Below are 25,945 nucleotides of genomic sequence, written 5' to 3'. Positions count from 1 at the left end.
CAGGACACGATTGGTCATACCCTCCATTTCATTCGGGAGATGCGAACATGGGTTATGTCACTACGCAGGACGGTGTTGAGATCTTTTACAAAGACTGGGGACCACGGGATGCCCAAGTGATCTTTTTTCATCACGGATGGCCACTCAGTGCGGACGACTGGGATGCGCAGATGCTCTTTTTCCTGGCGAACGGCTACCGGGTCATTGCACACGACCGGCGTGGTCACGGGCGATCCAGTCAGGTCTGGGACGGGCATGACATGGATCACTATGCTGATGACGTCGCGGCCGTGGTCAACCATCTTGGGGTACAAGGCGCAGTTCATGTGGGGCACTCCACCGGCGGTGGTGAAGTCATCCATTACATTGCGCGCCACGGCGAAGACCGAGTGTCGAAGGCCGCCATAATCAGCGCCGTGCCACCCTTGATGGTTCAGACACCGAGCAATCCAGGCGGCTTGCCAAAGTCGGTTTTCGATGACTTGCAGGCACAGCTGAAGGCCAACCGCGCACAGTTCTACCATGACGTTCCAGCCGGGCCTTTCTACGGTTATAACCGCCCTGGTGCAAAACCGTCTGAGGGCATCATCCGGAACTGGTGGCGACAAGGCATGATGGGCTGTGCAAAGGCGCATTATGACGGGATCGTGGCCTTTTCCCAGACCGACTTTACCGAGGATCTAAAGAGCATCACGATCCCCGTGCTGGTGATGCATGGTGATGATGACCAGATCGTGCCTTATGAAAACTCCGGGCTTTTGTCAGCCAAACTGTTGCAAAACAGCACGCTGAAAACCTACTCGGGCTTCCCGCACGGAATGCCTACGACGAACGCCGATACAATCAACGCCGATTTGCTCGCTTTCCTGCGAGGTTAGGCAACTTGGGGGGTAAAAAACTGCCCCCCAGTTTCTTCAAAGCCAAAAAATCGATGCGTTGAAGATTCGATTAAGTGGCTGAAAACTGAGCTGACCGAGTGTCCGCTTGCGACTCCCTTCGTCTATGTTTCCTGTTCCTCACTGGTTTAAAAAAAATGGGGCTGTTAATCAATTAATTATTTGCCCTGTTCAGGCTGCCCAGCGTAGTCCGGCGACGCTCAGCAGGATCATGCCGATCCAGACAAGTTTCCAGAACGATACCGCATCACCCATCCAATACATTCCAACGACGGCTGTGCCGGCAGCGCCGATGCCGGTCCAGACCGCATAGGCGGTTCCTACAGGCAGCACCCGCAAAGCCATCGTCAACAGGCTCAAACTGCCGGCCAATACTACGACCGTGCCGACCAGCAGCCAGGGTCTTTCAAGGCCATTGGCAGATTTCAAGCCGACCGCAAAGAAGATCTCCAGGAATCCGGCAACGATCAGCAGTAACCACGATGCGTTGTAAGTCATTCGATGAAACCTGTGTGGCAAAAAAAAGCGAGCCGGTCAAGGCTCGCCAAAGGGAGGTAAAAGGTCAGTTGGCCAACAGTTTGCCGCTGAACAGGCTGATCAGGGTTTTCACCAACAACACGGTCAGTGCCACGGTGAGAAACAGCAGAATTACAGCAGCGATTACCATCAGCACGGTGTTGTCCTGGGCATGTGCATATTTCAGCGCGGCATTGCTCAGGGCCGCGATGGGAAAGCTGATTGCCCACCACGAAGGGGCAAAGGGCACATCGCGACGGAACACTTTGAAGCCGAGCACCACGAACAGAAACAGACCGAAGTAGAACAATACGCTGGCAAACCTGTCGATCTCGCCGAACACATTGGTGTACGCCAGGAAACCGACTTCAAAGGGGGCAATAAGGACCATCAGCGAAGGCACCATGCCTTTGGCCAGCGTTGTCTCATGCACCAGCCGCGAAAAGATCCGGGTGAAGAAAACCAGCGCCAGCACCGCACCCACGGCGAGGGCAAACAGGTTGAACTCAGCAACCCAGGCCATGGGCATATGCGCACCGGTTACCGCGATATCGAGGGTGGCAACACCCGGAATCAACCAGGCAGGTACGGCATTCAACGAATCCTGATTGCCCGACAACAGACGGAAAACCACGAGGCCTGCGAGCAACACCGTCAGTGCGCTGCCCAGTATCCAGAGAGCCCGTCCGAGCAATTCGTTGTGGGGCGCGGCGACTGCCGAAAGCAGCAACAATGCAATGGTGACGGTGCCGAAAAAGTTGCTGGCGATCGGATGGTTGAACTCGGCCTTTACCGCCTCTGGATGTTTCACCCATTTGCCCAGGTAACCCAAGGTCAGCAGCACGAATACCAGGCCGGCCAGGGCGCCAATCGCTTCACCCAACACTCCGCCGACACCGTAATACTGACCACTCAAGCGCCAAGCCAGTCCCAGACCGGCCAGACCCATGACCGAGCCGAACAGATTAATAGGCAGGTTTTTGATGGACGTATTGCTGGTTTGCACCGATTGAGCGGCAACGACCGTGGGGGTATATGCAGTGTTCATGGCAGTCTCCCGTTTGACTGAATTTGCTGTTGGGGCTATTTTCAGCCAAACAGAACTTGGCTGAAATAGTCATTAAGCGACGTATTCAGCCAATGATTCGACGAGGACAGACATCATGCGCATAACCCTCCTGGCCTTCCCCCGCGTGCAACTGCTGGACGTTGTCGGACCTGCCGATGTCTTCGCCGAAGCAGCCAGGCAACTGGGCAACCCACGCGCCTATCGGGTTGAAGTGATCGGCACCGGCAAAGGGATGATCAAAAGCTCTAGCGGTTTGAAGCTTGCCATCGACGACACCTTTGAAACGTATAAAGGCAAGATTGACACCTTGCTTGTCGCTGGCAGTCCACACATCGATGAAATTGCCCTGGACCCTGCATTGCAGGAATGGCTACGCCGGCAGGCGAAATCCGTACGTCGTATCGGCTCCGTCTGTAGCGGTGCCTTTTTGCTGGCCGCCGCCGGGCTGCTTGACGGACGCCGTGTCACCACTCACTGGAACTCCAGCGCAAAGCTGGCCAGGGAACACCCGCAAACCCATGTCGACCCGGACAGCATCTTTATCAAGGATGGCAACATCTACACCTCGGCAGGGGTCACGGCGGGCATGGACCTGGCTTTGGCGCTGGTCGAAGAAGACCACGGCAGAGAACTGGCGCTCAGCGTTGCCCGTGAAATGGTGATGTTCTTCAAGCGGCCCGGCGGACAATCGCAGTTCAGCGCGCAATTGGCGGCACAAACCGCCGAACGCAGCGTGATCCGAGACGTGCAGGATTATGTTGTGGAACACCTGAAGGCCGACTTGAGCGTACCCATCCTGGCCGCCCGCGCCGGTATGAGCGAGCGCAACTTCGCCCGTACCTTCAAGGCCGAAGCCGGTTCAACCCCGGCCGAATTTGTCGAACTGGCGCGCATCGATGCGGCCAGACGGTTAATCGAAGACTCGGACGTATCACTCAAGCGCTTGGCCGATACAGTAGGTTATGCCAATACGGACGGGTTCAGGAGGGCATTCATGCGGCGTCTCGGGGTTGGTCCCAGTGATTATCGAAAGCGTTTTTCATCGGTGTAATGTAGAGGGGCCTCATCGCTAAACGTTGCCGCCGCATCATGGGCAACCCGAAGCGTGAATTCCAGGATGGCGGCATTTAGGGCGGGTAGGGCGAGATTTGGGTTGATTTTGAAACGCAGGCATCGCTCTGGGTGCTGCGGCCTGAAGGTTCGCTGTTTTGGTAATTCACATCACTCAATGCTCATGGGCATGCGAATGGATGGAAAGGGCACCAGGGACCTTGGTGCGTTCGAGCCCCCCACGTTCCAGCCACCGAAGGGTCTGCTCATAGGCACGCTGCAGCAAAGACTCGGTCTGGTCAAAGTTGAAAACCGAGACATCCACCGGGCACAAGGGCGGGACGATGTGCAGACTGGTGACAGTGCGGAAGTGTTCGATGTCGCTCACCAGCTGGCGCATGCTCATCAGATTGACGGTGTGCAGGGCCAAGGCGACCAGTCCTCGGGGAGGTTGCGTCAGGTCGCAACTCACTCCGGTGGGGATTACCACGACGTTGGTGGCTCCCAAGGCTACGGCAGTCGAAATAGGTGTATTGCTTGCCACGCCGCCATCAACCAGAAACTGATCGGCGATTTGTACGCAGGGGAACACCAGCGGAATGGCAGCGCTGGCCAGTAACGCCTGCTCGAGTTCGCCACTGGACAGAACCGTCTCGGCACCACTGAGCAGGTTGGTGGTGACGATGTACAGGGGCAGCACCGCATCCTCAATGCGGTGAATGGGCAGTGCCTGACCCAGCAGCCGATTCAAGGCCGACGGCTGTAACAGATAGCCACGCCGTTTGATCAATCCTCTACAGGTATCGAACCAAGAGAGGGGGAAGATGTCAGTTTTACTCAGCCCGCGCCAGAATCCGGCGAGCGCCTGGACGCCATCGGAATCGGGTCTTGCGGCAAAGTAGGCACCGTTGATAGCGCCTACCGAAGCACCAATCACCATGTCAAACCGAACATTGGCTTCGACCAGAGCCCGCAACATTCCTACCTGCACCGCCCCCAAACTGCCACCGCCAGCGAATACGATTGCGGTTTTGGTCGTCATGGCGGAAGTCTCTGTGCGGAAATGTATCGAATGAGTGTAGCTGGCGGGGCGGCATGACTTCCGGCAGCCCGCCATATGCATTCAGTGCGCGACCTATGAAGCGGCGCTCGCCTCATTGGTAGAATTCAAATAGCAGGCCATCTCCCGTTCGACAACGTCGATCTCATTTAGCCCCCAGTTTGTAAGGGGCGCGGAAAGTTTGCCGGTCGACGCAAAACTCGCCGCCAGCAGACGGGTCATCAGCGTCTTTGCCAAGTCCAGTTGCTCCTGAAGCTCCTGAACCGCGCGATCAGCCTTGTCCAGGCTCTGTCGCAGGGCATCGCGCCCGGCAGTGATCTGTCCGACACTGGCCATCGTTTCATGTAGGTCGACCATCAATGCCGCTTTTTCTTCCAAAGATTTATCACTCATCAATGTGCTCGTTCGCTCAGGTTCAAGGTCAGGCACGCGCAGGCCTTGCCTCAGTGATATCGGCACGAGAGTTTATTCCTATAGTTTTCTATCGCACTGCTGCGCAAGGTGCCGACCAACGGCAGCGGAACCCATCAGTACCCCCGACCCGAAACGCCCGCTGAACGATTTAGCCTATCTGTTGCGTTGGTGGGTTGAATCCACAACCCATAGCTGACGGTCGGCTTGGCTCAGATTCAGATTGAGCAAGCCGGTCTCTCGAATCAACACTTCGTAAAAAACGAACAATTCGCAACGAATAAACGATTTTTACTGATGCTACATGCCCGTTAGCATGACCTCTTCCAGCCCATTTACTTCATGCAGAGACAGTCATGCAGAAGGCCATCCAATGCCGCGGTTTCGAGATTACTTCAGCAAGCGCCTGGCCTACCGCTTAAGTCACTGCGCCGCCCGCATTGGGGCGGGTGATCGTGCGGCGCTATATGAGTATCGGCCAACCTTGGATAGTTAAATGACCACCATTAGCGTCGGCCAATCTTGGATGTGGGCCGCCTTTATCGGGTTCGTCCTCGCCATGCTGGCGCTGGATCTTTTCGTTTTCGGCGGGCGCAAGGCGCATCGTGTTTCGGTACGCGAAGCGCTGGCCTGGGTCATCGCCTGGACCAGTTTGGCGTTGGTCTTCTCCGTCCTGCTCTGGTGGTATCTGCGCAGCATGTTCGGCGCCGAAGTGGCCCAGCGTACAACGCTCGAATTCCTGACGGGCTACCTGATCGAGCAGTCGCTGTCGATCGACAACATGTTCGTTTTCGTGATGATCTTCGGCTATTTCGCCGTGCCGCCAGAGTTGCAGCGCCGCGTCCTGCTCTATGGCGTGCTCGGCGCCATCATCATGCGCGCCGGTATGATTTTCGCCGGTGTCTGGCTGGTGCAGGAGTTTGCCTGGCTGCTCTATGTCTTTGGCGCTTTCCTCCTCATCACCGGCGTCAAGATGCTGATCTTCGCCAACCAGCAGCCAGAGCTCGAAAAGAACCCTTTGCTGCGCTGGTTGCGTAGCCATCTTCGCATCACCGACGGTTTTCACGGCGAGCGCTTCTTCGTGCGCCAGAACGGCCTGCGCTGGGCGACGCCGCTGTTCCCGGTGCTGGTGCTGATCGAGGCCAGCGACCTGGTGTTCGCGGTCGACAGCATCCCGGCTATCTTCGCCGTCACCACCGACCCCTTCATCGTGTTCACCTCCAATATCTTCGCCATCATGGGCATGCGCGCACTGTATTTTCTGCTTGCCGACATGGCCTACCGTTTCCACTTGCTCAAATATGGTCTGGCCATCGTACTGGTGTTCATCGGCGGCAAGATGCTGGTCGCGCCGTGGTGGCACATGCCGATCCAATGGTCGCTGACCACAGTCGGCGGCATCATCTTGATTTCGGTACTGTTGAGCCTGACTTTGACGAAGAGCAAAACACGGGTTACGGGAGAACAATGATGAATTTGAGACAAGAACGGGCGATGGCGGCACCGACGCTAGCTGAGTGCGACAGTGATGGTCGACTGATCGGCGTAGTCATCGACCGGTTGAATCTACAACCCAAAGCAGACGGTGGCGACAGGCAAAAGTCGGCCAATAGCGGCCTACCTGAAAATCAAGCTTTCAACAAAGCATCCGCGATTGTTCCTGAAAAAGTCGTCTCTACCGGTCCGGTGAGAAAAACTGATCCCTCGCCATCCCATTGAACCGTTACAACTCCGCCGTCACATTCAACCTCAACGCAATTGTCTAACAAGCCACGACGAATTCCGTTAACCGCGGCGCCACAAGAGCAGGAGCCTGAACCCAGCGGGATACCACCCCCGCGCTCCCAAATTCGCAACCGGATGTGCTTTCGGTCAATGATCTGGACGAAATGCACGTTCGTCCTGAGGGGAAACAAGGGGTTGGTTTCAACTCCCGGTCCAATCGTCGCAATCTCAACGGCTGCCAGGTCATCCACAAAATAGGTGCAGTGCGGATTTCCCATGCTGCAAGCTGTTGGGTGACCGGCAAGTGGTATCACTAAAGTGTCCATTTCCAAAGCCAGAGGAACATCCGACCAACCCAAAAGTGGCTTTCCCATGTTTACAGAAATGGCGCCGGTTGAAGTTCGTTCGCAAGTCAGCAGGCCACGGTTGGTTCGCAGTGCTGCCGAAGTCATATTGGATTCACGCATCAGCATATCAGCGGCCCCGCGCGTTGCGCTGCCACAAGCGTCCAGCGTTGAGCCATCTGCATTCCAGAACATCAAACGCGCATCTGCATCATCGCAATCAAACACCACCGCGAGTTGATTGAAGCCGATTCCTCGGTTCCGATCTCCCATTAGACGAGCCATATTGCTGGTGATTGAGTTCGGTGATTTTCGCGAGTCGACGATAACGAAATCATCGCCATTGGCGTGCATTTTATGAAAGCTGAGCGGCATAAATAGACCTGGCAGCAAGACATGTGATGAGTTGACGTTTTAAAGCGATCTATCCCTATTCGCATGACTTTTGCAAGCTACGTGAAAACTCATGAGGCGAATGTGTTTGGCAGACTGGACATATCGTTGTGTTTGATTCGTCACCGGCAGCTTTTGGCCGAATTAGGTCAGTTTCGACAGGCGAAGACTGACCCGATGCAGGGAGTCCCTTTCACTTTTCGAGACTCTCGGTATGGCTGACAGCTACCTGCCGCCCGCGCTCCAGGTTGACGCCGGCCAGGATCAGCAGGCCGACAACGAAATAGCTGCCGGTAATCAGCATCGCCAGGCGGTGATCGCCTCCGGACAGCCAACTGGTCAGGCCGTAAGTCATGGGGCCGAGGATTGCCGACAGTTTGACGGCTAGCCCCCAGAGGCCGAAGAACTCCGCCAGCCGCGTCGGCGGCGCGAGCAGACCGACTATCGCACGTCCGGCCGATTGGCTGGCGCCCATGCACAGACCGGCGAGGTTGGCCGCCAGCCAGAACAGCCCGGGGCCGCGCGCGACCCAGACCAGACCGACCATGCCGAGCCAGCCCAGCAAGGTCAGCGCCAGCGTGGTGCGATGGCCGAGGCGATCCTGCAGCCAACCGAACAGCACGGCACCGATGGAGGCCGTGATATTCACCACGAAGATCAGCAGCAGCGTGTCCTGGGTACTGAAGCCCATGACCTGATTGGCATAGATGGCAGCCAGGGTGATCACCGCCGAGATTCCGGCCTGGTAGCAGACGGTGCAGGCAAGGAAGCGCAGCAGGTCACGATAGCGGTCTGCTTCGCGCAGCGTCTGCGCGAAGCGCGCCAGCGCCGCTTGCGGGATAGGCCTGTCGCTGCTCCCTGTCTGCGGCAGGCTGCGTTCACGCAAGAACAGGAAGGTCGGTACGCTGGCCAACGCGAACAAGACCGCAGTGATCAGCATGCACACCGGCACGAACTGCGCCGCCGTCTGGCCTTGCGCCTGGGCCCAGCTGACGAAGGCCAGGCAGGCACCCAGGCTGACCAGGCCGCCTATATAGCCAAACCCCCAGCCCCAGCCGGACACCTTGCCCAAGGCATCCGCACGGGCGAGCTGGGGCAGGAAGGCGGCAATCAGGTTCTCGCCGCTGCCGAAGCAGTAGTTGGATAGCACGATGAACAGAATCGCAACGCCGAGCTCCCCCGGCCCGGCCAACGCCAGTCCAGCGGTAAAGGCGACGCAACCGATCGTGCTGAACAGCAGCAGGCGTTTCTTGCAGGCGAACGCGTCGGCGTAGGCACCGATCAGCGGAGCGGTCAGGATGATCAAGGCGTAAGAGAGGGATATGGCGCTGGTCCAGGCCAGCGTACCCCAGGCTTCGCCCTTGGCGACCACGGCGACGAAGTAGGCGTTGAACACGGCGGTGATCACCACGGTCGTGTAACCGGAGTTGGCGAAATCGAACATCGCCCAGGCCCAGATTTCTCGGCGTGTCACTCCGGGGGCAAGGCTGGCTGGCATGGCAGATCTCTCTGCAGGGGCTGCGTTCTTCAGAAGCCTAGCCCCGGCTCACCCATCCAGCGAGCGCTGCAGCTGATGATGGCATTCCCAGTCGCCTCCGTAGGCGCATAATGGCAGTCGGCAAGGATCTACACACAGAGTGTTCTGTCATGAGGGGCTGCCGATGCCTCGTCCGCCTCCAGAAACCCGTGCCGTTCCCCGTTGCGATGGGGACGCGGAAAAATTGCTCGAAATTGTCCGGCGTACCGTGGTCGAGCTGCGCCCGCAAGCGGCAGAAGGTTTGCAAGTCACCTTGCACAGCGTGCTGGATCGGGATCTGGGCGTAGACAGCCTGACTCGAGTTGAGCTCTGGTCACGTATCGAGCACGAATTCGGTGTGCGCTTGCCAGAAAACCTGTTCGCCTCAGCAGACACCCCCACCGACATACTGCGCGTGCTGCACAGCAGGCATGGCGCCGAGGCCGTACGTCCGTTGCCCTCCAGCAACTCCAGCGAGACCCTGATAGCAACGGGGCAGACGCCAGATGCCGCGCGGACCTTGATCGAGGTACTCGACTGGCATGTGCGCCAGCAGCCGCAGCATCTCCACGTGCGCCTGCTAGGTGAAAGTGACCAGCAGGAAGATATCAGCTATGGCGCCTTGCACCAGGGGGCCTTGGCCGTTGCCGGAGGGCTGCAACGCAGTGGCTTGCACGCCGGTCAGACCGTGGCCCTGATGCTGCCCACAGGCCGCGACTTTCTCCAGGGCTTTTTCGGCATCCTGTTGGCCGGTGGTGTGCCGGTGCCCATCTACCCACCGCTGCGCCTGTCGCAGATAGAGGATCATCTGCGCCGCCAGGCCGGTATTCTGCGCAACGCCGAGGCCAAAGTGCTGATTACCGTGACGCAAGCGAAGCTGCTCGCCCGATTGCTCCAACCGCAGGTCCCGAGCCTGACGCGCATTGCCAGCGTGGCCGAGCTGACAGGCGAGGGGGGCGAGTGTGTCACACCGCCGCGGCAACCGGATGACATCGCCTTCCTGCAGTACACCTCGGGCAGTACTGGCCAGCCCAAGGGTGTGATGGTCAGTCACGCCAATCTGCTGGCCAATCTGCGCGCCATGGGGAGGGCTCTGAAGGTGGGGCCGCAAGACGTGTTCGTCAGCTGGCTGCCCATGTACCACGACATGGGATTGATCGGTGCCTGGCTGGGCAGCCTGTACTACGGCTACAGTCTGATGCTGATGTCGCCGCTGGCTTTCCTGGCACGGCCGGCGCGTTGGCTATGGGCCATCGACCGCTTCCGCGGCACGATGTCGGCGGCGCCCAACTTCGCCTACGAGCTGTGTCTGAACAAACTCGCTGACGACGATCTCGAGGGTCTGGACCTGAGCAGTTGGCGCCTGGCCTTCAACGGTGCCGAACCGGTCAGCCCGCAGACCTTGCAGCGCTTCGCCGAACGCTTCGCTCGCTACGGCTTGGCGCCCACTGCGCTGGCGCCCGTCTATGGGTTGGCCGAGGCCACACTGGGCGTGGCCTTTCCTCCCCTGGACCGAGGACCGCTGATCGACCGGGTACAGCGCGACGCGTTCCAGGCCCGTGGCAATGCACTGCCCGTCGAAGCGGATGCCAGCGCAACGCTGCGCTTCGTCTCCAGCGGTCGACCACTGCCGGGCCATCAGATTCGTATTGTCGATGGCAGTGGAATCGAACTGCCCGAACGCAGCGAAGGGCACCTGCAATTTCGCGGGCCGTCTACCTCGGCAGGCTACTACCGCAACCCCGAAGAGACCCGCCGGGTGCTGCGCGATGGCTGGTTCGACTCGCTCGACTTCGCCTACATGGCCGGCGGCGAGGTCTACCTGACCGGCCGCGCCAAGGACTTGATCATCCGTGCCGGGCGCAACATCTACCCCTACGATGTCGAAGCAGCGGTCGGCAATCTGCCCGGGCTGCGCAAAGGCTGCATCGCGGTGTTCGGCAGTCCGGAGCCGGCCACCGGCACCGAGCGCCTGGTGGTGTTGGCGGAAAGCTACGAGAAGGACGCTGCTGCGCGGCAACAGCTGCAGCAGGAGGTCAACCGTATCGTGTTCGACCTCACCGGTGTGGCGCCCGACGATATCGTTCTGGCGCCACCGCATAGCGTACTGAAAACCTCCAGCGGAAAGCTTCGCCGTGCTGCCAGTCGTGAACTGTATGAGCGCGGCGAAGTGGGGCGGCCGCACCTGGCCGTTTGGCGCCAGCTGTTGCGCCTGGTATTGCAGGCCTTGCGCGGGCATTTCGGTCGCAGCTGGCAGACCTGCCGCGCCGCGTTGTATGCCACTTACATCTGGCTGCTGTTCTGGCTGGTCACACCGCTGACCTGGCTGGTCGTTGCGATCCTGCCGCGCCAGCGTTGGTGTCGCAGCTTTACCCGTGCGGCCTCCCGGCTGTTTCTGCGCCTGGCGGGTGTTCCGTTCAGTGTCACGGGACTCGAGCGCCTGCCTTCCTCCTCGGTGAGCGTGCTGGCTGCAAACCATGCCAGCTACCTCGATGGTGTCATTCTCAGCGCGGCCCTACCGCCGCAGTTCAGCTTCGTCGCCAAGCGCGAATTGGCTGGCCAGTGGATCGCCGGCCGGTTCCTGCGCAAGCTCGGCGCCCGCTTTGTCGAACGCTTCGACCTGCAGCGCAGCGCCGCAGACACCGAGCCCCTGGCCGAGGCGCTGCAGGCTGGCCAGCCCCTGGTGTTCTTTCCCGAGGGAACCTTCACCCGCGAGCCAGGATTGCGAACGTTCCATATGGGCGCCTTCGTGCTAGCTGCGCGTGCCGGCGTGCCGCTGCTGCCGGTCGCAATTTGCGGCACGCGCAAGGTGCTGCGCGACGGTCAGTGGTACCCGCGCCACGGTGCAATCCACGTCAACGTCTGTCCTCCGCTGTTGGCAGACGGGCCGGACTGGATGGAGGCAATCAAGCTGCGGGATGCGACGATAGCGATGCTGCTAGAGCACCTGGATGAATCGGAACGAGCCCAGCGCCCAGGTTAGGCGACTACTTTGCTGCCGTCGTTTTTCCAGAGCCGTTTATAGAGTGGGCACACGTCAAAATCTAAACTGGATTCTTATCCTCTACTGAACAAGTCTGATATCGACATCCGCTGTGAGCGCCCGCTTTTGGCTGACTGCTGCCTGTCGCGAAGGGCCGAAAACGACTCAGTCACTCCGGTGCCATCATCACCACAAGCATCATCTTGATGAATTCTTCAATCTTATCGATGGCTTCCAGGGCACCGCGTACGTTGTTAGCGACACCGGCTGACCCAAACTGCTCGACCCAGCCAGGCGCTATAGCGGAGGGCGGGCCTGCACCCGGCCCAGGGCGGTTTCATGCTCTGGGCGCAGCTGCTGGAATATTTCGACACACTGCTTGAAACGGGCTTTACTGGAACAAGTCGTGCGGATTATCGAGGGCTGCATGTGCTCGGCAGCCAGTACTGGCTGGATGTTGAGTTCAAAAACTACACCCGTTGTGGTTGAGGAGCAGTCCTTGCCCATGTCCCGGTTTCTCTGCGCCATGCTGTTCGCGCTGCTGCTCGTCGGCTGCGCCACCACGCGCTTGCCTCACGAATTCAGCGAGGCGATACCCGCCAGCGATTCGGCGTTCGGGCGCTCGATCCAGGCTCAGGCCGCCGCGCATGAGGGGCGCTCGGGTTTTCGCTTGCTGCCCAACAGCAGTGAAGCATTCCGGACGCGCGCGGAGTTGATCCGCAATGCACAGAAAGCCGTCGATTTGCAGTACTACATCGTGCATAACGGTTTCAGCACTCGGGCGCTGGTGCATGAAATGCTGCTGGCAGCAGATCGCGGCGTACGGGTACGCATCTTGCTCGATGACACTGCCAGCGACGGCCAGGAAGAAGTCATCGCTACCCTGGCGGTACACCCGAACATCCATATCCGCGTCTTCAACCCTTTGCATCTGGGGCGCAGCACCGTGGTCACTCGAACCATGGGCCGCCTGCTTGATCTTTCCCAACAACACCGACGCATGCACAACAAACTGTGGCTGGCCGACAACAGCGCAGCCATCGTCGGCGGACGCAACCTGGGGGATGAATATTTCGACGCCAGGCCCGATCTCAACTTCACCGACATGGACCTGCTGGGCATCGGCCCGGTCGCCGAGCAATTGGGGCACAGCTTCGATCAGTACTGGAACAGCGCCTTGAGCCAGTCGATCAGTGACTTCCAGCTCAATAAGCCAACAGCGCAAGACTTGCTCGAAAGCCGCCAACGCCTGGAGCAATCGCTCCAGACCTCACGTATCGAGAGCAAGGCGTTGTACAACCATCTCATGACCTACCAGACTCAACCGCAACTCGAGACCTGGCGCAAGCAGCTGATCTGGGCCCATAGCAAGGCGATGTGGGACGCTCCAAGCAAGGTCCTGGCCAGCGGCGAACCGGCACGCGCGCTATTGATGGCCACACAGCTGCGGCCTGAACTCGATAGCGTCAATAGCGAGCTGATCATGATCTCGGCCTATTTCGTCCCGCAAAAGCCGGGCATGGACTATCTCCTGGGTCGTGCCGATGCCGGCGTTGATGTGCGCCTGCTGACCAACTCACTGGAGGCCACCGATGTGCCGGCGGTGCATGGCGGCTATGCACCGTATCGCAAGACTCTGCTCGAACATGGCGTGAAACTCTATGAGCTGCGGCGCCAGCCGGACGATCCCGGTCGTAGCTCCTCGTTTGGTTTCAGTGGTGGCTCTGACTCCAGCCTGCACACCAAGGCCATGATCCTGGACAGACAGAAAGTGTTCGTCGGCTCGTACAATTTCGACCCGCGTTCAGTGTTCTGGAACACTGAAGTCGGGGTGCTGGTCGATAGTCCCGAACTGGCCGGCTACGTACGCCAGCTGGCGCTTGAGGGCATGGCGCCGGCCCGGAGTTACCAGGCCCGACTGGAAAACGGCGAAATTGTCTGGCTCACCGAGGACGACGACCGCCTGCATACCTTGCGCAAGGAGCCCGGCGGCAGGTGGCGCAGCTTCAAGGCCTGGCTCAGCGACAAGATCGGCCTGGAGAAAATGCTCTAGATCGAAACCCGGAGTACACCCACTGGCCTCACGCCCGCGTGTGAGCATTCAATCAGAGCGCAGGGCTTGCGTCAGGCCGCCGTGCAATAGGGACTTACAAAGAAGCCTCTCGATAAGGGTGACGCGATCAAGCTGGATGTCTTCTGACGTTTTTGCCTGCACCTGCCTGACTCAGGCGCCTTGCAGTAAACGGAGGGTACCTTATGCCCTTATTTTTGAGGGTAATGAATGAAACAAGGACAGGTTCTGCTGTTGGCTTTGTTGATGCTGTTTTTAACGGGGTGCACGACTACACCGCCAAAAGACCAAGGCAATCTCTGCAGTATTTACCGTGAGTATCCCGACTGGTATGAGGACTCGCTGCAAATGCAGAGTGAATATGGGACGCCTCTGCATGTGGCCATGGCGATCATGAAGCAGGAAAGCAGTTACGTGGCGGACGCATTGCCGCCTCGTGACTACCTGCTCTGGGTGATCCCCTGGGGGCGAGTCAGTTCGGCCTACGGTTATGCGCAGGCTCAAGACCCGGTGTGGGGTGAGTACAAGGACAATACGGGCAACGGTGGTTCGCGTGACAGTTTTGACGACGCGATCATGTTTATCGGTTGGTACACCACTGGCACCCAACGTCAGCTCGGAATCTCCAAATGGGACACCTACAATCAGTACCTGGCCTATCACGAGGGGCGTGGGGGCTTTAGCCGCAATACCTATCGCAGTAAACCTTGGCTGATGCAGGTTGCCCAGAAAGTGCAAAAGCAGTCAGAGATTTACAACGCTCAACTTAAAGTGTGTCGCCAAGAGTTGGAAGATGATCGTAGCGGGTGGTTTTAACGCATTTACGAAAAAAACCCCGCATCTCCTGGGGGAAGATGCGGGGAAAAGTATTACACATGGTGAGGAAGGTCGGCCTCCTCGAAAGCAGACTGGCTGTATTCGAAGCGTCCGTTAAAGGTGTCACCTGTAAACCTCACCTTGGCCAACGCCCCCTCGACGCATATTTAAAGTCGAGGGAGAGGGGCGAGCGAAATCAATAATTATCAAAGACAGATTAATAAATACGGATATGACGTCGTGGATAGCCTCATCGGTGATGGCGTCGCGAGGTCAAGCCTGTTCCAAAAGAAGTCTGGCGGTGCTGATAGGCAAGGGGTGAGGTGCATTGATCCGGCCTTCCAATCTGATCACGAACGCCAAGGCCTCTGCGTAGCTGCGAAACTCAACGCACCACGCGTTCATCCATACATTCCAGCCTTCCGGTTTGCTCGCTTTCTCGATTTTTATCAGCATCCTGGAATCCCTCCATGTGGTGGTTTAGCCTGGTCTCGAACCGGGGAAAACCGAAGTGCGGTGTGTGAATGTTTGTCTGCGTGGCCTGGGTGACGACGCAGGACAAAACAGTAAATCTGCTCAGGAAAGTCAGCCTCTGCAAATGCGGTTTTGATGGCAGTCGAAGCTTTCGTCAAAAACGTCACCTGCGGGCCCTGCCATGGCTAACCCTCCTCCTGGCACATTTAAAGCCGATAGAGGGGAGTGTTTGGAAATTAATAATTATCAAAAATGGATTTACGGCGGCGGGGGGGATTCAGACGTTGGAACCGTATTTGCGTTCGATTGGGCATTCTCTAAACCAAGGGCTTGCAAGCGAAAGCGGATGCAAGCCCTTGTTTTTTTCTATTCCATTATTTCTATCTTGATCGTGATTGCCTGATGCTTTTCAGGACGTCGGGTCTGCCTTGCGGCGATCGCTGCCGGCCGGGTTGCCGGTATCGATCAGCCTTCTTTCCAGCAGTACGTTTTCCAGGGCCTGGCGGTCTGACGGGTTCATCTGATGTTCTCGCTCCTTGAGTTCCAACAGGATCGGGGTCGACCACTGGCGGTAGGTTTGTTCAGCACTACGATTGAGTGACATGGGTTCCTCCTTGATCAGGCTCCTGCCAATAAAGGCGCCGCACTTCGATACGCCAAAAAACCCTAGTCGACGAAGCCTGTTCCCGCCACTGCTTTACGTCGGACGGCCATTGCCCCAGATGCCCGTAGCGGCAGTGCGCCGTACGTAGTCGCCAAAGTCGCGCGCCGGCCGGCCCAGCGCCCGCTGTACACCATCGGCCACGGGTGTGTTGCGCCCGTCCAGCACAGTCGTGAAGAGATACAACACCAGGTCGATCAACGCCGGGGGAAGCTGTTCCTGTTCCATTGCCTGTCGATAGGCGTCCCGAGGTACGGCCACGAATTCGATCTTGCGACCGGTGGCGCAAGCAATCTCGGTCACGGCCTGGGCAAAGGTCAACGCCCGAGGGCCGGTCAGTTCATAGAGCTGGTTGGTGTGTCCGGGTTGGGTCAGTGCCGCGACGGCACACTCGGCGATGTCTTCTGCATCGACAAAGGGCTCGGCGACCTGGCCGACGGGGAGTGCAAGCTCACCTTGCACAATGGGTTCAAGAAAGTGTGCCTCGCTGAAATTCTGGCAGAACCAACTGGCCCGCAGAATCGTCCAGTCAATCCCGCTGTCCTGTACGACGCGTTCGGCCTGTTGCGCTTCAACTTCGCCGCGCCCGGATAACAAGACCAGTTTGCGGACGCCGCTTTTCACCGCCAGGTCGGTGAACGCCTGGATGGTTTCAACGGCACCTGGAACGGCGAGGTCCGGTTGAAAGGAAATGTAGACGCAATGAACGCCATCGATCACGGCGTCCCAGGTCGATCGATCTTCCCAGTCGAAGGGTGGATTGGCATCGCGCGCACCCCGGCGAACGGGCAAGCCGGCAGCCTCGAGCCGTTGTGTGATGCGCCGTCCGGTTTTGCCGGTGGCGCCGAGGATCAGCGTGATGGGTTGGGCCGTTTTCATCGCGTTCATCTCCATCGATTAATGTGAGTGATGCTCATGTTTAAAAGATGATAGATGCTCATGTTTCGCCGTCAACCCATCAGATCGAATTCCCCGACGTGCGGCATCTGTTGTTGGGCGTAGGGAATGGCGATGCTAAGGTGAGTACATGTCACGTTTTTGATCGGGAACTCACTCGTGCGCAAAAAAACCTCTGAAACCCTCGAACAGCCTGCTGCAGAAGCGGTTCGACGCAAACCCACGCAACAACGCAGCCGCGATCGTCAGGAGCGGATTCTGGCCATGGCCACTCAATTGATCGCGGACAAGGGCAGCGATCAACTCAAGATGAGTGAAATCGCCGAGCGCTCCGAGATCTCGATCGGTTCTCTTTATCAGTATTTCCCTGACAAGAGTTCCGTGATCCGTACGCTGGCTGAGCGCTATAACGCTGAAAGCCGTCGTTGCATTGCCGAGGCAATGGAGGCTGTCGAGGATGCCCATGGTTTGCGCGCCGCCTATTCGCAGTTGCTCGATCTGTATTACGAGATCGTGATGACGACACCGGTGATGCGTGACATCTGGTCCGGTATGCAGGCCGACAAGCAGTTGTTGCAGCTGGAACTGGAGGAGAGCCGGGTTGCCGGAGCCCTGCTGGCCCAGGCGATGCTACGCGTGTATCCCGACTGCGACGAGCAACAGGTCGAGGAGTCCGCGTTTTTGATCTGGCACCTGGGCGAGGCGACCATGCGGTTGGCGGTCACTTGTGCACCCGTTGAGGGGCGAGCACTGGTCGAGGCGTTCAAGCGCATGTCCCTGCGCGAGATCATGGAGCCCGCGCGCAGGGACATCGTCTTGCCGTAAAAACCTGACGGCGACTTCATGCTCCCTAAACGAAGGGTTGGCCGCCAAAGCCACGGGGCAGTCGTTGCAGGCCGGCCATCGCGGTCAGCCGCTCGGTCCAGGCTGAACGCCAGTCATTGGCGGTGTGCACGGCTTTGGCTTTGCGTGCTGCGCGGCGGGCAGCGTTGCGCTCAGCCTTGCGGGCTTCTTTGTAGGCGTCGGTGTTTCGGCAGCTTCGGCATTTCACCCGGTTGAGTTCGCGGGTCGATACGAGGTTGTTGCCGTGGTGACCGCAGGCCAGGTGCCCGCTGACTTTGAAATGAGTGACCATTGGAACGTCTCCTTCGTGACGTGTGAGCGGTTGACTCCACGTGAGCGGGGACGTTCGATTGGTTTTGCGCAACAAAAAATCCCGGTTCCAGGCCGGGTTGTGAGAAGGGATGGAAATCCAGCAGGCAGCCAACGGTGTGGAGACGTACGGTCACCGATCATGCTGCCCGAATAGGGCCTTTTCCCGCACCGCGAATTCGTGACGGATCATCTGAACCGGGGCAGAGGCCGGTCGACAGGCTTGAGAGACGACAGCGTGTGCCGGATCAGCGGCGTGTCCTTCTCAATGTCGTTCAGGCGATCACGAATTCTGAGGGCGGTGGGGTGTCCGCCTTGATGATCGACCCAGTCGGCGATTTCCTTGCAGGCGGCGGCCAGGCGAGCCTGACGGGAGTCCAGCAAGGTGAGCAGCGTGGTGATGGACTCTTTTTCGGACATGGGAGGCACCTCCGTTCAAGAAACCTGGGTGTGGCAGCAAAAAGCCCGCCTGGGGCGAGCTTTCTGCCGAAAGGGTTACTGATCCTTCAACTATCTCAGTATAGACCCGTTAAAAAATGCTGACGAGCCGTCAACTTTGTCGGGCTGTCACTTGTGATTGAGCGTTCAACTGACGGCAAACACGCACAGCGTCTTCTTCACTATCGTAGCCATCTCCGATGAAGCCTTGGGTGCGGGTATCGGCGATGCGGTACCAGACCGCGGCATCCGGTGGCAGGTGGTCATTTTCACCCGCACGGCGACCATGGATGATGATCTTGTTGCAGCGTTTCACGACGAAAATGTCTTCCATGGCGTCTCCGCAGCGGATACGTGTTCAGTTCAACTATAGAAGCCATTGGTGATCGTGCAAAAAATAGGCAGGTCAATTCGTCGATTCGGATGCTGTAAGCGTTCTCTGCAGAAAGTTCGCCAGCCCGACTTCCTCGGCCGAGAGTCCCTTGCGCGCTCTCGGCCTGGGCAGTTGCGCCAAAGCGCCCAGAGGGAAGCCATCCAGCACCGCCGGGTGGATATAGCACTTGCGGCACACCGCCGGGGTGTTGCCCAGCTGCCTGGCAACGTCCTTGACCATCTCCACCAGGTGCCGCCTGGCGTCTGTTTCAGGCTCCCAATGCCGCTTGCGCAGTATCGCCAGAGCCAGAACGCTGCCAGCCCAGGTGCGGTAGTCCTTGGCGGTGAAATCGGTGCCGCTGAGCGTTTGCAAATAGCTGTTGATGTCGGATGAAGTGACGGTGTGCCGGTCACCGTTTTCATCCAGATACTGAAACAGGTTCTGCCCGGGTATTTCCTGGCAGCGCTTGATGATCCGGGCCAGTCGGCGGTCTTTCACAGTGATCTGGTGTTCGACGCCACTTTTGCCGCGGAACTGGAACAGGATGGCACTGCCGTTGATCTCTACATGGCGGCTGCGCAAGGTCGTCAGGCCGTAGGAGCGGTTGTCCCGGGCATATTGGCTGTTGCCGATGCGGATCAGCGTCGAGTCGAGCAGGGTAATGACCGTGGCCATGACTTTGTCGCGACTGAATCCCGGAGTCGCCAATACGGCTTGCAGTCGTTTGCGAAGTTTCGGCAAGGCCAGCCCGAACTCACGCAGGCGCAAGTACTTGTCGGCGTCACGCACCTCCCGCCAGCGGGGGTGATAACGGTATTGCTTGCGACCTCGGGCGTCGTGGCCGGTGGCCTGCAGATGACCGCGTGGATCGGCGCAAATCCACACCTTGGTATAGGCGGGCGGCACCGCGAGGGTGTTGAGGCGTTCGATTGCGTCGGGGTCGGTGATGCGCTGACCGGCCGGGTCGAAATAGGCGAATTTTCCGCGCAGTTTCCTGCGGGTGATGCCCGGCTGGGTGTCATCGACATAATGCAGGTCAGGTGGCAGTCCATCGGACATGACAAGCATCCTGGGCAAGGAGTTAGGGGCGTTACAGCCATTGACCTCGCCCCGGTGCAGTCGTGCCTTCGGATTTACGCCAGCACCGCGACCGCTTTGATTTGTGCCCACAGTGGCTGGCCGGGATGGATGTTCAGTTGATCACGGGAATAACGCGTGATCCGCGCAAGCAATGGCGCGCCGGCGGCGTCCAGGCGAATCAGCACGTGGGCGGCGTTGTCGGCGCTCATTTCGCTGACCACAGTGACCGGCAGGCGATTGAGAATGCTGCTTTGCCCGGTATTGTCCAGGCTCAGGCTCACATCCCGCGCCTGGACCTTGCAGCGCAGTGCCTGGCCCGCATCCAGTGGCGTATGAGGCACACGGATGTTGAGGGTAGTGTCGGGCAATTGCAGGCTCAGCAATTGATAGTCGGCGTCATAAGCGCTGACGCGACCTTCGATCACCACACCAGCGTCATCCCCCATTGCCAGCGGCAAGTCGAGGCGTGCCAGGGTCTGGCCGATCGGGCCGCTGGCCAGTGCCCTGCCGTTGCTGAGCAACACGATATGGTCGGCCAGCCGCGCGACTTCATCCTGGGAGTGGCTGACGTACAGCACCGGGATGTCGAGTTCGTCGTGCAGGCGTTGCAAGTAGGGCAGGATTTCACCTTTGCGTTGGGCATCCAGCGCCGCCAGAGGTTCGTCCATCAACAACAGTCTCGGGCTGGTGAGCAAGGCGCGGGCGATGCCGACGCGCTGTCGCTCACCGCCTGAAAGGTGCTGCGGGTGCCGGTCCAGCAAATGGCTGATGCCCAGCAACTCGGTGGCGTGGGCCATGTCGACCCGACGCTGCGGCTTGGGGATGCGCTTGAGGCCGAATGCCAGGTTGGCCAGCACCGACAGATGAGGAAACAGGCTGGCTTCCTGGAACACGTAGCCCAGCGCGCGCTTGTGCGGCGCGACGAAGATCCGGTTGTCGCTGTCTTGCCAGATTTCATCGTTGACCTGGACAAAGCCTTGATCGGCCCGTTCCAGGCCGGCAATGCAGCGCAGGCAAGTGGTCTTGCCAGAGCCGGAGTGGCCGTAAAGCGCAGTGACGCCACGGCCAGGCACCTGCAGATCGACGTCCAGGGCGAAGCCCGAATAACGTAGTTTCAGACGCATTTGAATCATCGATCAGCTCCAGCCCGCTTTGGTTTTACGACTGGAATACAGCGCCAGCAGGACGACAAACGAGAACACCAGCATTGCCCCGGCCAGCCAATGGGCCTGGGCATACTCCATGGCTTCGACGTGATCGTAGATCTGCACCGAGACCACGCGGGTCTTCTCGGGAATGTTGCCGCCGATCATCAACACCACGCCGAACTCGCCGACGGTGTGGGCAAAGCCGAGAATGGCCGCGGTAATGAAACCGGGGCGGGCCAGGGGCAGTGTCACGCTGAAAAAGGTATCCCAGGGATTGGCTCGCAGGGTCGCGGCCACTTCGAGCGGGCGCGTGCCAATCGAGGAAAAAGCGTTTTGCAGCGGCTGGACCACAAACGGCATCGAATACAGCACCGAACCGATGACCAGCCCCGCGAAACTGAACGTGAGGGTGCCAAGGCCCAGTGATTGGGTGAGCTGGCCAAGGTACCCGTGAGGGCCGAGGGCCAGCAACAGATAGAAACCAATCACCGTCGGTGGCAGCACCAGGGGCAGGGCGACAATCGCCCCGACCGGACCGCGCAACCAGGAGCGGGTGCGCGACAGCCATAACGCAATCGGAGTGCCGACAATCAGCAGGATGACGGTCGTCAGGGACGCCAGTTTCAGGGTCAGCCAGATGGCGGAAAAGTCGGCACTCGATAGCGACATTTAGATTTCGTAACCGTAGGACTTGATGACAGCTGCCGCTTTCGGCCCCTTGAGGTAGTCAACCAGTGCCTTGGCGGCCGGGTTGTCCTTGCCCTTGTTGAGAATCACAGCGTCTTGCTTGATCGGGTCGTGCAGGCTGGCGGGAACGATCCAGGCCGAACCGCTGGTGATCTTGCCGTCCTTGTAGATCTGCGACAGGGCGACAAAACCCAACTCGGCATTGCCGGTGGAGACGAACTGGTAGGCCTGGCTGATGTTCTGGCCTTCGACGATCTTGTCCTTGACCTTGTCGGTCAAACCTTCCCTGGCCAGTACCTGGGTCGCCGCCAGGCCATAAGGCGCGGCTTTGGGGTTGGCGATGGACAGGTGCTGGTATTCGTTCTTTTTCAGCACATCGCCCTTGGCATCGACGTAGCCTTCTTTGGCCGACCACAGCGCCAGCGTACCGACGGCGTAGGTGAAGCGCGAACCCTTGACGGAGTCGCCTTCGGCTTCAAGCTTTTTCGGGGTGCTGTCGTCTGCCGAGAGGAACACTTCGAACGGCGCGCCGTTTTTGATCTGGGTGTAGAACTGGCCGGTGGCGCCAAAGGAGGCGACCAGTTTATGCCCGGTGTCTTTTTCGAAGTCAGCGGCGATGGCCTGGATGGGGGCGGTGAAGTTGGCGGCGACGGCCACCTGGACTTCGTCCGCCTGGGCTGAGCCGAAGGCGAATACGGCGAGAAGGCTCGTCAGGCAGGTCGGGGTAAAACGTGAGGCACGAATGGTCATGAAACGGCTCCGTTAAAGGCAATGGCGGCAGGTTAATCGTTATGTACAAAAATATATAGCGAATTGCCTTTAAACGGAATGTGTTACCGCAAAATTGTATACAATTTTAATGAGAGTGATGCTCAGGGACGACCTAGCAGTCTCGCTAATCCTTCTTCAGCCAGCTTTCTAGTCAGTGCTTCGGTGGTCAATTCGACCCCGAGGGTAAATGCCTGGCCGGCCCAGAGGTTGCTGAAGTCCGCTTCACCTTTGGCCCGCAACGGCATCAGCGCGCCACCGGCAAGGGGGAAGGCCGGGGCCTTGGCGCTCATGGGCCCCAGCTCACGCATCACCCGATTGAGGATGCCCCGGGCCGGGCGGCCGGTGAACACGTTGGTGACGGCCGTCTCGCTTTCCCGGGCGGTTCGCAAGGCTTTGTGATGGGAAGGGCTGACCTTGGCCTCTGGCGTGAACAGGTACGCCGTACCCACCTGCACCGCCGAAGCACCGAGCATGAAGGCCGCGGCGACGCCTCGTGCGTCAGCGATGCCGCCGGCGGCAATCACCGGCACCTTCACCGCATCGACGACTTGGGGCACCAGGGCGAAAGTCCCCACCTGACTGCTCAGGTCATCGCTGAGAAACATTCCGCGATGGCCCCCGGCTTCGTAGCCCATGGCAATGATTGCATCACAACCATGCTGTTCCAGCCACACGGCTTCTGCGACGGTGGTGGCCGAGGACAGCACCTTCGCTCCGGTGGCCTTGACCCGGTCGAGCAGGGATTTTTCCGGCAGGCCAAAGTGGAAACTCACCACTTCAGGGCGAAACGCTTCGACCACTTCGCAGGCCGCATTATCGAACGGCGCCCGGTTGGACACCGGTGTCGGCGCATCGAAGTCGGCGCCGAGTTCCTGGTAGTAAGGTTGCAGCAGGTTTTTCCAGTCCTGCGCGCGTTGCTCATCCGGAGCCGGAGGTTGATGACAGAAGAAGTTGACGTTGATCGGGCGCCGGGTGTGTTGGCGGATGGTTTTGAGCTCTTCGCGCAGTTGATCCGTGCTGAGCATCGCCGCAGGCATCGAGCCCAGGCCGCCGGCATTGCAGGTTGCAATCACCATGGAAGAGTTTGTGGCACCGGCCATCGGCCCCTGAATGATCGGCAGTTCGATCCCGAGCAGGTCAAGAATGCGGGTATCTGGCCATTGGTTCATGTGCTGTGTTCTCCGACGTTGAATCCGGGTAGGGGCGGTAGAACAGAATTTGTAACGCAACGACTGGCGCAAGGCCAGTCGTCATTTCAGTGGGTGAGGCTTATGTGTTATTTCAGTTGCACCACCCACAGACTGATTCCATTGAGAGGCCGTAATGTTCAAAGGCATTTTGATCGACAAAGACGACAGCGGTTACCGGGCCACACTGCAAGAGATCCAGGACGATCAGTTACCTGAGGGCGATGTCACGGTGCGTGTGGCCTACAGCACGCTGAACTTCAAGGATGGCCTGGCGATTACCGGCAGCAGTCCGGTGGTGCGCAAATTCCCGATGGTTCCGGGGATCGACCTGGCCGGTGTCGTCGAAGTCAGCGGGCATCCGGACTACAAGGTCGGTGACCAGGTCCTGCTCAATGGTTGGGGCGTGGGTGAAGGGCATTGGGGTGGATTGGCGCAGAAGGCTCGCCTGAACGGTGACTGGCTGATAGCGCTACCCAAGGCGTTTACCGCGGCTCAGGCGATGGCCATCGGTACGGCGGGCTACACGGCCATGCTGTGCATCCTGGCACTGGAGCACAACGGCGTGACGCCCGGGCAGGGCGACATTCTGGTGACTGGCGCCAACGGTGGCGTCGGCAGTTTTGCCATCGCCTTGTTGAGCAGGCTCGGCTACCGGGTGGTCGCGTCCACCGGACGGACCTCGGAGCACGACTACCTGAAGCAACTGGGCGCCAGCGAAATCATCGATCGCGCCACCTTGTCCGCGCCGGGCAAGCCGTTGGCCAAGGAGCGCTGGGCGGCCGTCATCGACTCGGTCGGCAGCCACACCCTGGCCAATGCGTGTGCCAGCACCCAGGCCAATGGCACCGTCGCGGCCTGCGGTCTGGCCCAGGGCATGGACTTTCCAGCATCCGTTGCGCCGTTCATCTTGCGCGGCGTGACCCTGGCCGGCATCAACAGCGTGACCCAGCCCAAAGCCAAGCGTGTGGAGGCCTGGAATCGCCTGGCCCAGGATCTGGACTTCCACCTGTTGCCGCTGATCAGTCACGAAATCGGCTTGAGCGAAGCCATCGAAGCCGCGCCACGCTTGCTGGCCGGGCAGTTGCGCGGGCGCGTGGTGGTGGATGTGAACCGCTGATCACTGCGATTCGCGCTGCAGTAATTGACGTTTGCGCTCGACACCCCAGCGATAGCCCGACAGATTGCCATCGCTGCGCACCACGCGATGGCAAGGGATCGCCACGGCCAGGCTGTTCGCGCCGCAGGCCTGGGCCACGGCGCGAACGGCTTTTGGTTGACCGATGCGTTGGGCGACATCAGCGTAGCTGGCAGTGCTGCCCACGGGAATCTCTCGCAGCGCTTGCCAGACACGCTCCTGAAACGCCGTGCCGCGTACGTCCAGCGGCAAATCAAGGCCAATGGCCGGCGCCTCGATAAAGCCGACGACCCGGGCAATCAATTGCTCGAACTCATGATCGGCACCGATCAGGTTGGCGCGGCGGAATTTGTCTTGCAGATCACAGACCAGTTGGTGCGGATCATCGCCCAGCAGGATCGCACAGACCCCACGCTCACTCTGCGCCACCAGAATCGCTCCCAGCGAACACTGGCCGACGGCAAAACGAATGTCGTTGTTTTGACCGGCCGCGCGGTAGTCCCCGGGTTTCATTCCCAGCAGTTGGTCTGCCGCTTCATAAAACCGGCTGTTGGAGTTGAAGCCGGCGTCATACAGGGCATCGGTCACCGAGCCGCCGTGCGCCAGTCGCTCGCGTACCTTGCGTGAACGATGGGCATCGGCGTAGCCCTTGGGCGTCAGGCCGGTAACGGCTTTGAACACGCGATGGAAATGGAAGCTGCTCAGGCCCGCCGCCTCGGCCAATTCGCCCAGGGCGGGCAGCGTTTGCGCGCTTTCGATCCGGCGGCACGCGGCGGCCACGGTGGCGGCATGTTGCGCGGCGAGTTCGCTCTGATCCTTCGTCGCGCGTTTGCTCGGACGATAACCCGCGGCCCGGGCCTGTTCGGCGCTATCGAAGAATTCGACATTGTGTGGCTTGGGCAAGCGCGCGAGGCTGCTGGGGTTGCAGTAGATGCCTGTGGTCTTCACGGCATAGACAAACTGCCCGTCAGCCTTGGGATCGCGCGCAACCACGGCGGCCCAGCGCGGATCGTTTTCAGTGGCGATTTTGGTCGATCGGGTTGTCATGGCGTCACGTCCATTGAGGGGTTGCCTGCACATTAACCGTGG

The 25,945-nt window shown here is 59.4% G+C and carries 27 protein-coding genes; 9 read left to right on the top strand and 18 right to left on the bottom strand.

Translation table 11 applies throughout. From position 1 onward, the window contains the following. The first annotated feature begins 47 nt into the window (after positions 1–47). Complete coding sequence (locus ABIE16_RS10930) at positions 48–878, top strand: alpha/beta fold hydrolase (protein WP_090455529.1); 831 nt, start codon at positions 48–50, stop codon at positions 876–878. 189 nt (positions 879–1,067) lie between these two features. Here ABIE16_RS10930 and ABIE16_RS10925 read toward each other — a convergent pair whose 3' ends face one another. Together ABIE16_RS10925 and ABIE16_RS10920 are read right to left on the bottom strand one after the other, a co-directional pair. Further along, a complete protein-coding gene (locus tag ABIE16_RS10925) occupies positions 1,068–1,394 on the bottom strand; it encodes a DMT family transporter (protein WP_154859809.1) in 327 nt (108 codons plus the stop codon). A gap of 64 nt (positions 1,395–1,458) precedes the next feature. Beyond that, positions 1,459–2,460 (bottom strand): SLAC1 anion channel family protein, encoded by a 1,002-nt coding sequence (locus tag ABIE16_RS10920; RefSeq protein ID WP_429521118.1) that lies wholly within the window; start codon positions 2,458–2,460, stop codon positions 1,459–1,461. A gap of 115 nt (positions 2,461–2,575) precedes the next feature. Here ABIE16_RS10920 and ABIE16_RS10915 point away from each other — a divergent pair, with 115 nt between their 5' ends. After that, positions 2,576–3,532, top strand: a complete 957-nt coding sequence (locus ABIE16_RS10915; RefSeq protein ID WP_090455525.1) for a GlxA family transcriptional regulator — start codon at positions 2,576–2,578, stop codon at positions 3,530–3,532. 174 nt (positions 3,533–3,706) lie between these two features. On the opposite strand, the gene ABIE16_RS10910 is transcribed toward ABIE16_RS10915, so the two are convergent. Further along, entirely contained in the window at positions 3,707–4,573 is an 867-nt protein-coding gene (locus tag ABIE16_RS10910) for a patatin-like phospholipase family protein (RefSeq protein WP_057714630.1), read from the bottom strand. Between the two features lie 93 nt (positions 4,574–4,666). Continuing rightward, positions 4,667–4,984, bottom strand: a complete 318-nt coding sequence (locus ABIE16_RS10905) for a hypothetical protein (RefSeq protein WP_218498173.1) — start codon at positions 4,982–4,984, stop codon at positions 4,667–4,669. Between the two features lie 514 nt (positions 4,985–5,498). Here ABIE16_RS10905 and ABIE16_RS10900 point away from each other — a divergent pair. Beyond that, complete coding sequence (locus ABIE16_RS10900; RefSeq protein WP_429521117.1) at positions 5,499–6,473, top strand: TerC family protein; 975 nt, start codon at positions 5,499–5,501, stop codon at positions 6,471–6,473. Positions 6,474–6,630: 157 nt separating this feature from the next. Here ABIE16_RS10900 and dapF read toward each other — a convergent pair whose 3' ends face one another. Both dapF and ABIE16_RS10890 read right to left on the bottom strand, forming a co-directional pair. Then, a complete protein-coding gene (gene dapF / locus ABIE16_RS10895) occupies positions 6,631–7,446 on the bottom strand; it encodes a diaminopimelate epimerase (RefSeq protein WP_429521116.1) in 816 nt (271 codons plus the stop codon). 211 nt (positions 7,447–7,657) lie between these two features. Further along, positions 7,658–8,962: an MFS transporter gene (locus ABIE16_RS10890; protein ID WP_349734405.1), complete on the bottom strand. Its 1,305-nt coding sequence runs from the start codon at positions 8,960–8,962 to the stop codon at positions 7,658–7,660. 163 nt (positions 8,963–9,125) lie between these two features. Between ABIE16_RS10890 and ABIE16_RS10885 the strand changes: the two genes are divergently transcribed. The 4 genes from ABIE16_RS10885 (at position 9,126) to ABIE16_RS10870 (ending at position 14,850) form a co-directional block, all read left to right on the top strand. Continuing rightward, positions 9,126–11,963: an AMP-binding protein gene (locus ABIE16_RS10885; RefSeq protein ID WP_429521115.1), complete on the top strand. Its 2,838-nt coding sequence runs from the start codon at positions 9,126–9,128 to the stop codon at positions 11,961–11,963. Positions 11,964–12,302: 339 nt separating this feature from the next. After that, entirely contained in the window at positions 12,303–12,452 is a 150-nt protein-coding gene (locus tag ABIE16_RS10880) for a hypothetical protein (protein WP_159390070.1), read from the top strand. 16 nt (positions 12,453–12,468) lie between these two features. Beyond that, complete coding sequence (locus ABIE16_RS10875; protein WP_429521114.1) at positions 12,469–14,016, top strand: phospholipase D family protein; 1,548 nt, start codon at positions 12,469–12,471, stop codon at positions 14,014–14,016. A 228-nt stretch (positions 14,017–14,244) separates the two neighbouring features. Beyond that, positions 14,245–14,850 carry a hypothetical protein gene (locus tag ABIE16_RS10870; RefSeq protein WP_057714639.1) on the top strand — a complete coding sequence of 202 codons (606 nt, stop codon included), beginning with the start codon at positions 14,245–14,247 and terminating at the stop codon, positions 14,848–14,850. Between the two features lie 273 nt (positions 14,851–15,123). On the opposite strand, the gene ABIE16_RS10865 is transcribed toward ABIE16_RS10870, so the two are convergent. The 3 genes from ABIE16_RS10865 to ABIE16_RS10855 form a co-directional block, all read right to left on the bottom strand. Beyond that, on the bottom strand, positions 15,124–15,306 hold the full coding sequence (locus ABIE16_RS10865; protein WP_057714641.1) for a hypothetical protein: 183 nt from the start codon (positions 15,304–15,306) through the stop codon (positions 15,124–15,126). A gap of 427 nt (positions 15,307–15,733) precedes the next feature. Beyond that, on the bottom strand, positions 15,734–15,928 hold the full coding sequence (locus tag ABIE16_RS10860; RefSeq protein WP_090455493.1) for a hypothetical protein: 195 nt from the start codon (positions 15,926–15,928) through the stop codon (positions 15,734–15,736). 93 nt (positions 15,929–16,021) lie between these two features. Beyond that, the gene (locus ABIE16_RS10855; protein WP_429521113.1) at positions 16,022–16,864 is read right to left on the bottom strand and encodes an NAD(P)H-binding protein; all 843 of its coding nucleotides are present in this window, start codon (positions 16,862–16,864) and stop codon (positions 16,022–16,024) included. Positions 16,865–17,041: 177 nt separating this feature from the next. Between ABIE16_RS10855 and ABIE16_RS10850 the strand changes: the two genes are divergently transcribed. Beyond that, complete coding sequence (locus ABIE16_RS10850) at positions 17,042–17,707, top strand: TetR/AcrR family transcriptional regulator (protein ID WP_429521112.1); 666 nt, start codon at positions 17,042–17,044, stop codon at positions 17,705–17,707. Between the two features lie 25 nt (positions 17,708–17,732). Here the strand turns inward: ABIE16_RS10850 and ABIE16_RS10845 are convergent, their stop codons facing one another. The 8 genes from ABIE16_RS10845 to ABIE16_RS10810 all read right to left on the bottom strand — a co-directional run bounded on the left by ABIE16_RS10845 (position 17,733) and on the right by ABIE16_RS10810 (position 23,700). Then, positions 17,733–18,017 carry a hypothetical protein gene (locus ABIE16_RS10845; RefSeq protein ID WP_057714648.1) on the bottom strand — a complete coding sequence of 95 codons (285 nt, stop codon included), beginning with the start codon at positions 18,015–18,017 and terminating at the stop codon, positions 17,733–17,735. 206 nt (positions 18,018–18,223) lie between these two features. Continuing rightward, positions 18,224–18,454: a hypothetical protein gene (locus ABIE16_RS10840; RefSeq protein WP_057714650.1), complete on the bottom strand. Its 231-nt coding sequence runs from the start codon at positions 18,452–18,454 to the stop codon at positions 18,224–18,226. 130 nt (positions 18,455–18,584) lie between these two features. Beyond that, the gene (locus ABIE16_RS10835; RefSeq protein ID WP_429521111.1) at positions 18,585–18,806 is read right to left on the bottom strand and encodes a hypothetical protein; all 222 of its coding nucleotides are present in this window, start codon (positions 18,804–18,806) and stop codon (positions 18,585–18,587) included. Positions 18,807–18,878: 72 nt separating this feature from the next. Continuing rightward, positions 18,879–19,904, bottom strand: a complete 1,026-nt coding sequence (locus tag ABIE16_RS10830; protein WP_429521110.1) for a DNA topoisomerase IB — start codon at positions 19,902–19,904, stop codon at positions 18,879–18,881. A 74-nt stretch (positions 19,905–19,978) separates the two neighbouring features. Beyond that, positions 19,979–21,058: a molybdenum ABC transporter ATP-binding protein gene (modC, locus tag ABIE16_RS10825; RefSeq protein WP_429521109.1), complete on the bottom strand. Its 1,080-nt coding sequence runs from the start codon at positions 21,056–21,058 to the stop codon at positions 19,979–19,981. 3 nt (positions 21,059–21,061) lie between these two features. Continuing rightward, the gene (gene modB, locus ABIE16_RS10820) at positions 21,062–21,742 is read right to left on the bottom strand and encodes a molybdate ABC transporter permease subunit (protein WP_090455483.1); all 681 of its coding nucleotides are present in this window, start codon (positions 21,740–21,742) and stop codon (positions 21,062–21,064) included. After that, entirely contained in the window at positions 21,743–22,510 is a 768-nt protein-coding gene (gene modA, locus ABIE16_RS10815) for a molybdate ABC transporter substrate-binding protein (RefSeq protein ID WP_429521108.1), read from the bottom strand. It abuts the gene before it with no gap. Between the two features lie 122 nt (positions 22,511–22,632). Further along, entirely contained in the window at positions 22,633–23,700 is a 1,068-nt protein-coding gene (locus tag ABIE16_RS10810) for an NAD(P)H-dependent flavin oxidoreductase (protein ID WP_223502675.1), read from the bottom strand. A gap of 154 nt (positions 23,701–23,854) precedes the next feature. Here ABIE16_RS10810 and ABIE16_RS10805 point away from each other — a divergent pair, with 154 nt between their 5' ends. Beyond that, positions 23,855–24,838 carry an MDR family oxidoreductase gene (locus tag ABIE16_RS10805; RefSeq protein ID WP_429521107.1) on the top strand — a complete coding sequence of 328 codons (984 nt, stop codon included), beginning with the start codon at positions 23,855–23,857 and terminating at the stop codon, positions 24,836–24,838. Here ABIE16_RS10805 and ada read toward each other — a convergent pair whose 3' ends face one another. Then, entirely contained in the window at positions 24,839–25,903 is a 1,065-nt protein-coding gene (gene ada, locus ABIE16_RS10800; RefSeq protein WP_429521106.1) for a bifunctional DNA-binding transcriptional regulator/O6-methylguanine-DNA methyltransferase Ada, read from the bottom strand. It lies immediately after the preceding gene. Between the last annotated feature and the right edge of the window lie 42 nt (positions 25,904–25,945).

Origin of the sequence: Pseudomonas sp. 2725 (genome assembly GCF_050434585.1) — a bacterium.
GTDB lineage: Bacteria > Pseudomonadota > Gammaproteobacteria > Pseudomonadales > Pseudomonadaceae > Aquipseudomonas > Aquipseudomonas jessenii.
The sequence above is the reverse complement of the archived record's forward strand: the minus strand, read 5'-3'. Positions and strand labels throughout refer to the sequence as shown.

What these genes read in the sequence shown, in the direction of transcription:
- ABIE16_RS10805 (WP_429521107.1), top strand. Translation starts at nt 23,855, where the DNA reads ATGTTCAAAGGCATTTTGATCGACAAAGACGACAGCGGTTACCGGGCC.
- ABIE16_RS10870 (WP_057714639.1), top strand. Translation starts at nt 14,245, where the DNA reads ATGAAACAAGGACAGGTTCTGCTGTTGGCTTTGTTGATGCTGTTTTTA.
- ABIE16_RS10875 (WP_429521114.1), top strand. Translation starts at nt 12,469, where the DNA reads ATGTCCCGGTTTCTCTGCGCCATGCTGTTCGCGCTGCTGCTCGTCGGC.
- ABIE16_RS10845 (WP_057714648.1), bottom strand. Translation starts at nt 18,017, where the DNA reads ATGGTCACTCATTTCAAAGTCAGCGGGCACCTGGCCTGCGGTCACCAC.
- ada (WP_429521106.1), bottom strand. Translation starts at nt 25,903, where the DNA reads ATGACAACCCGATCGACCAAAATCGCCACTGAAAACGATCCGCGCTGG.
- ABIE16_RS10860 (WP_090455493.1), bottom strand. Translation starts at nt 15,928, where the DNA reads ATGTCACTCAATCGTAGTGCTGAACAAACCTACCGCCAGTGGTCGACC.
- dapF (WP_429521116.1), bottom strand. Translation starts at nt 7,446, where the DNA reads ATGCCGCTCAGCTTTCATAAAATGCACGCCAATGGCGATGATTTCGTT.
- ABIE16_RS10840 (WP_057714650.1), bottom strand. Translation starts at nt 18,454, where the DNA reads ATGTCCGAAAAAGAGTCCATCACCACGCTGCTCACCTTGCTGGACTCC.
- ABIE16_RS10905 (WP_218498173.1), bottom strand. Translation starts at nt 4,984, where the DNA reads ATGAGTGATAAATCTTTGGAAGAAAAAGCGGCATTGATGGTCGACCTA.
- modB (WP_090455483.1), bottom strand. Translation starts at nt 21,742, where the DNA reads ATGTCGCTATCGAGTGCCGACTTTTCCGCCATCTGGCTGACCCTGAAA.
- ABIE16_RS10915 (WP_090455525.1), top strand. Translation starts at nt 2,576, where the DNA reads ATGCGCATAACCCTCCTGGCCTTCCCCCGCGTGCAACTGCTGGACGTT.
- ABIE16_RS10835 (WP_429521111.1), bottom strand. Translation starts at nt 18,806, where the DNA reads ATGGAAGACATTTTCGTCGTGAAACGCTGCAACAAGATCATCATCCAT.
- ABIE16_RS10855 (WP_429521113.1), bottom strand. Translation starts at nt 16,864, where the DNA reads ATGAAAACGGCCCAACCCATCACGCTGATCCTCGGCGCCACCGGCAAA.
- ABIE16_RS10885 (WP_429521115.1), top strand. Translation starts at nt 9,126, where the DNA reads ATGCCTCGTCCGCCTCCAGAAACCCGTGCCGTTCCCCGTTGCGATGGG.
- ABIE16_RS10810 (WP_223502675.1), bottom strand. Translation starts at nt 23,700, where the DNA reads ATGAACCAATGGCCAGATACCCGCATTCTTGACCTGCTCGGGATCGAA.
- ABIE16_RS10830 (WP_429521110.1), bottom strand. Translation starts at nt 19,904, where the DNA reads ATGTCCGATGGACTGCCACCTGACCTGCATTATGTCGATGACACCCAG.
- ABIE16_RS10930 (WP_090455529.1), top strand. Translation starts at nt 48, where the DNA reads ATGGGTTATGTCACTACGCAGGACGGTGTTGAGATCTTTTACAAAGAC.
- ABIE16_RS10925 (WP_154859809.1), bottom strand. Translation starts at nt 1,394, where the DNA reads ATGACTTACAACGCATCGTGGTTACTGCTGATCGTTGCCGGATTCCTG.
- ABIE16_RS10890 (WP_349734405.1), bottom strand. Translation starts at nt 8,962, where the DNA reads ATGCCAGCCAGCCTTGCCCCCGGAGTGACACGCCGAGAAATCTGGGCC.
- ABIE16_RS10900 (WP_429521117.1), top strand. Translation starts at nt 5,499, where the DNA reads ATGACCACCATTAGCGTCGGCCAATCTTGGATGTGGGCCGCCTTTATC.
- ABIE16_RS10910 (WP_057714630.1), bottom strand. Translation starts at nt 4,573, where the DNA reads ATGACGACCAAAACCGCAATCGTATTCGCTGGCGGTGGCAGTTTGGGG.
- modC (WP_429521109.1), bottom strand. Translation starts at nt 21,058, where the DNA reads ATGATTCAAATGCGTCTGAAACTACGTTATTCGGGCTTCGCCCTGGAC.
- modA (WP_429521108.1), bottom strand. Translation starts at nt 22,510, where the DNA reads ATGACCATTCGTGCCTCACGTTTTACCCCGACCTGCCTGACGAGCCTT.
- ABIE16_RS10880 (WP_159390070.1), top strand. Translation starts at nt 12,303, where the DNA reads ATGCTCTGGGCGCAGCTGCTGGAATATTTCGACACACTGCTTGAAACG.
- ABIE16_RS10865 (WP_057714641.1), bottom strand. Translation starts at nt 15,306, where the DNA reads ATGCTGATAAAAATCGAGAAAGCGAGCAAACCGGAAGGCTGGAATGTA.
- ABIE16_RS10920 (WP_429521118.1), bottom strand. Translation starts at nt 2,460, where the DNA reads ATGAACACTGCATATACCCCCACGGTCGTTGCCGCTCAATCGGTGCAA.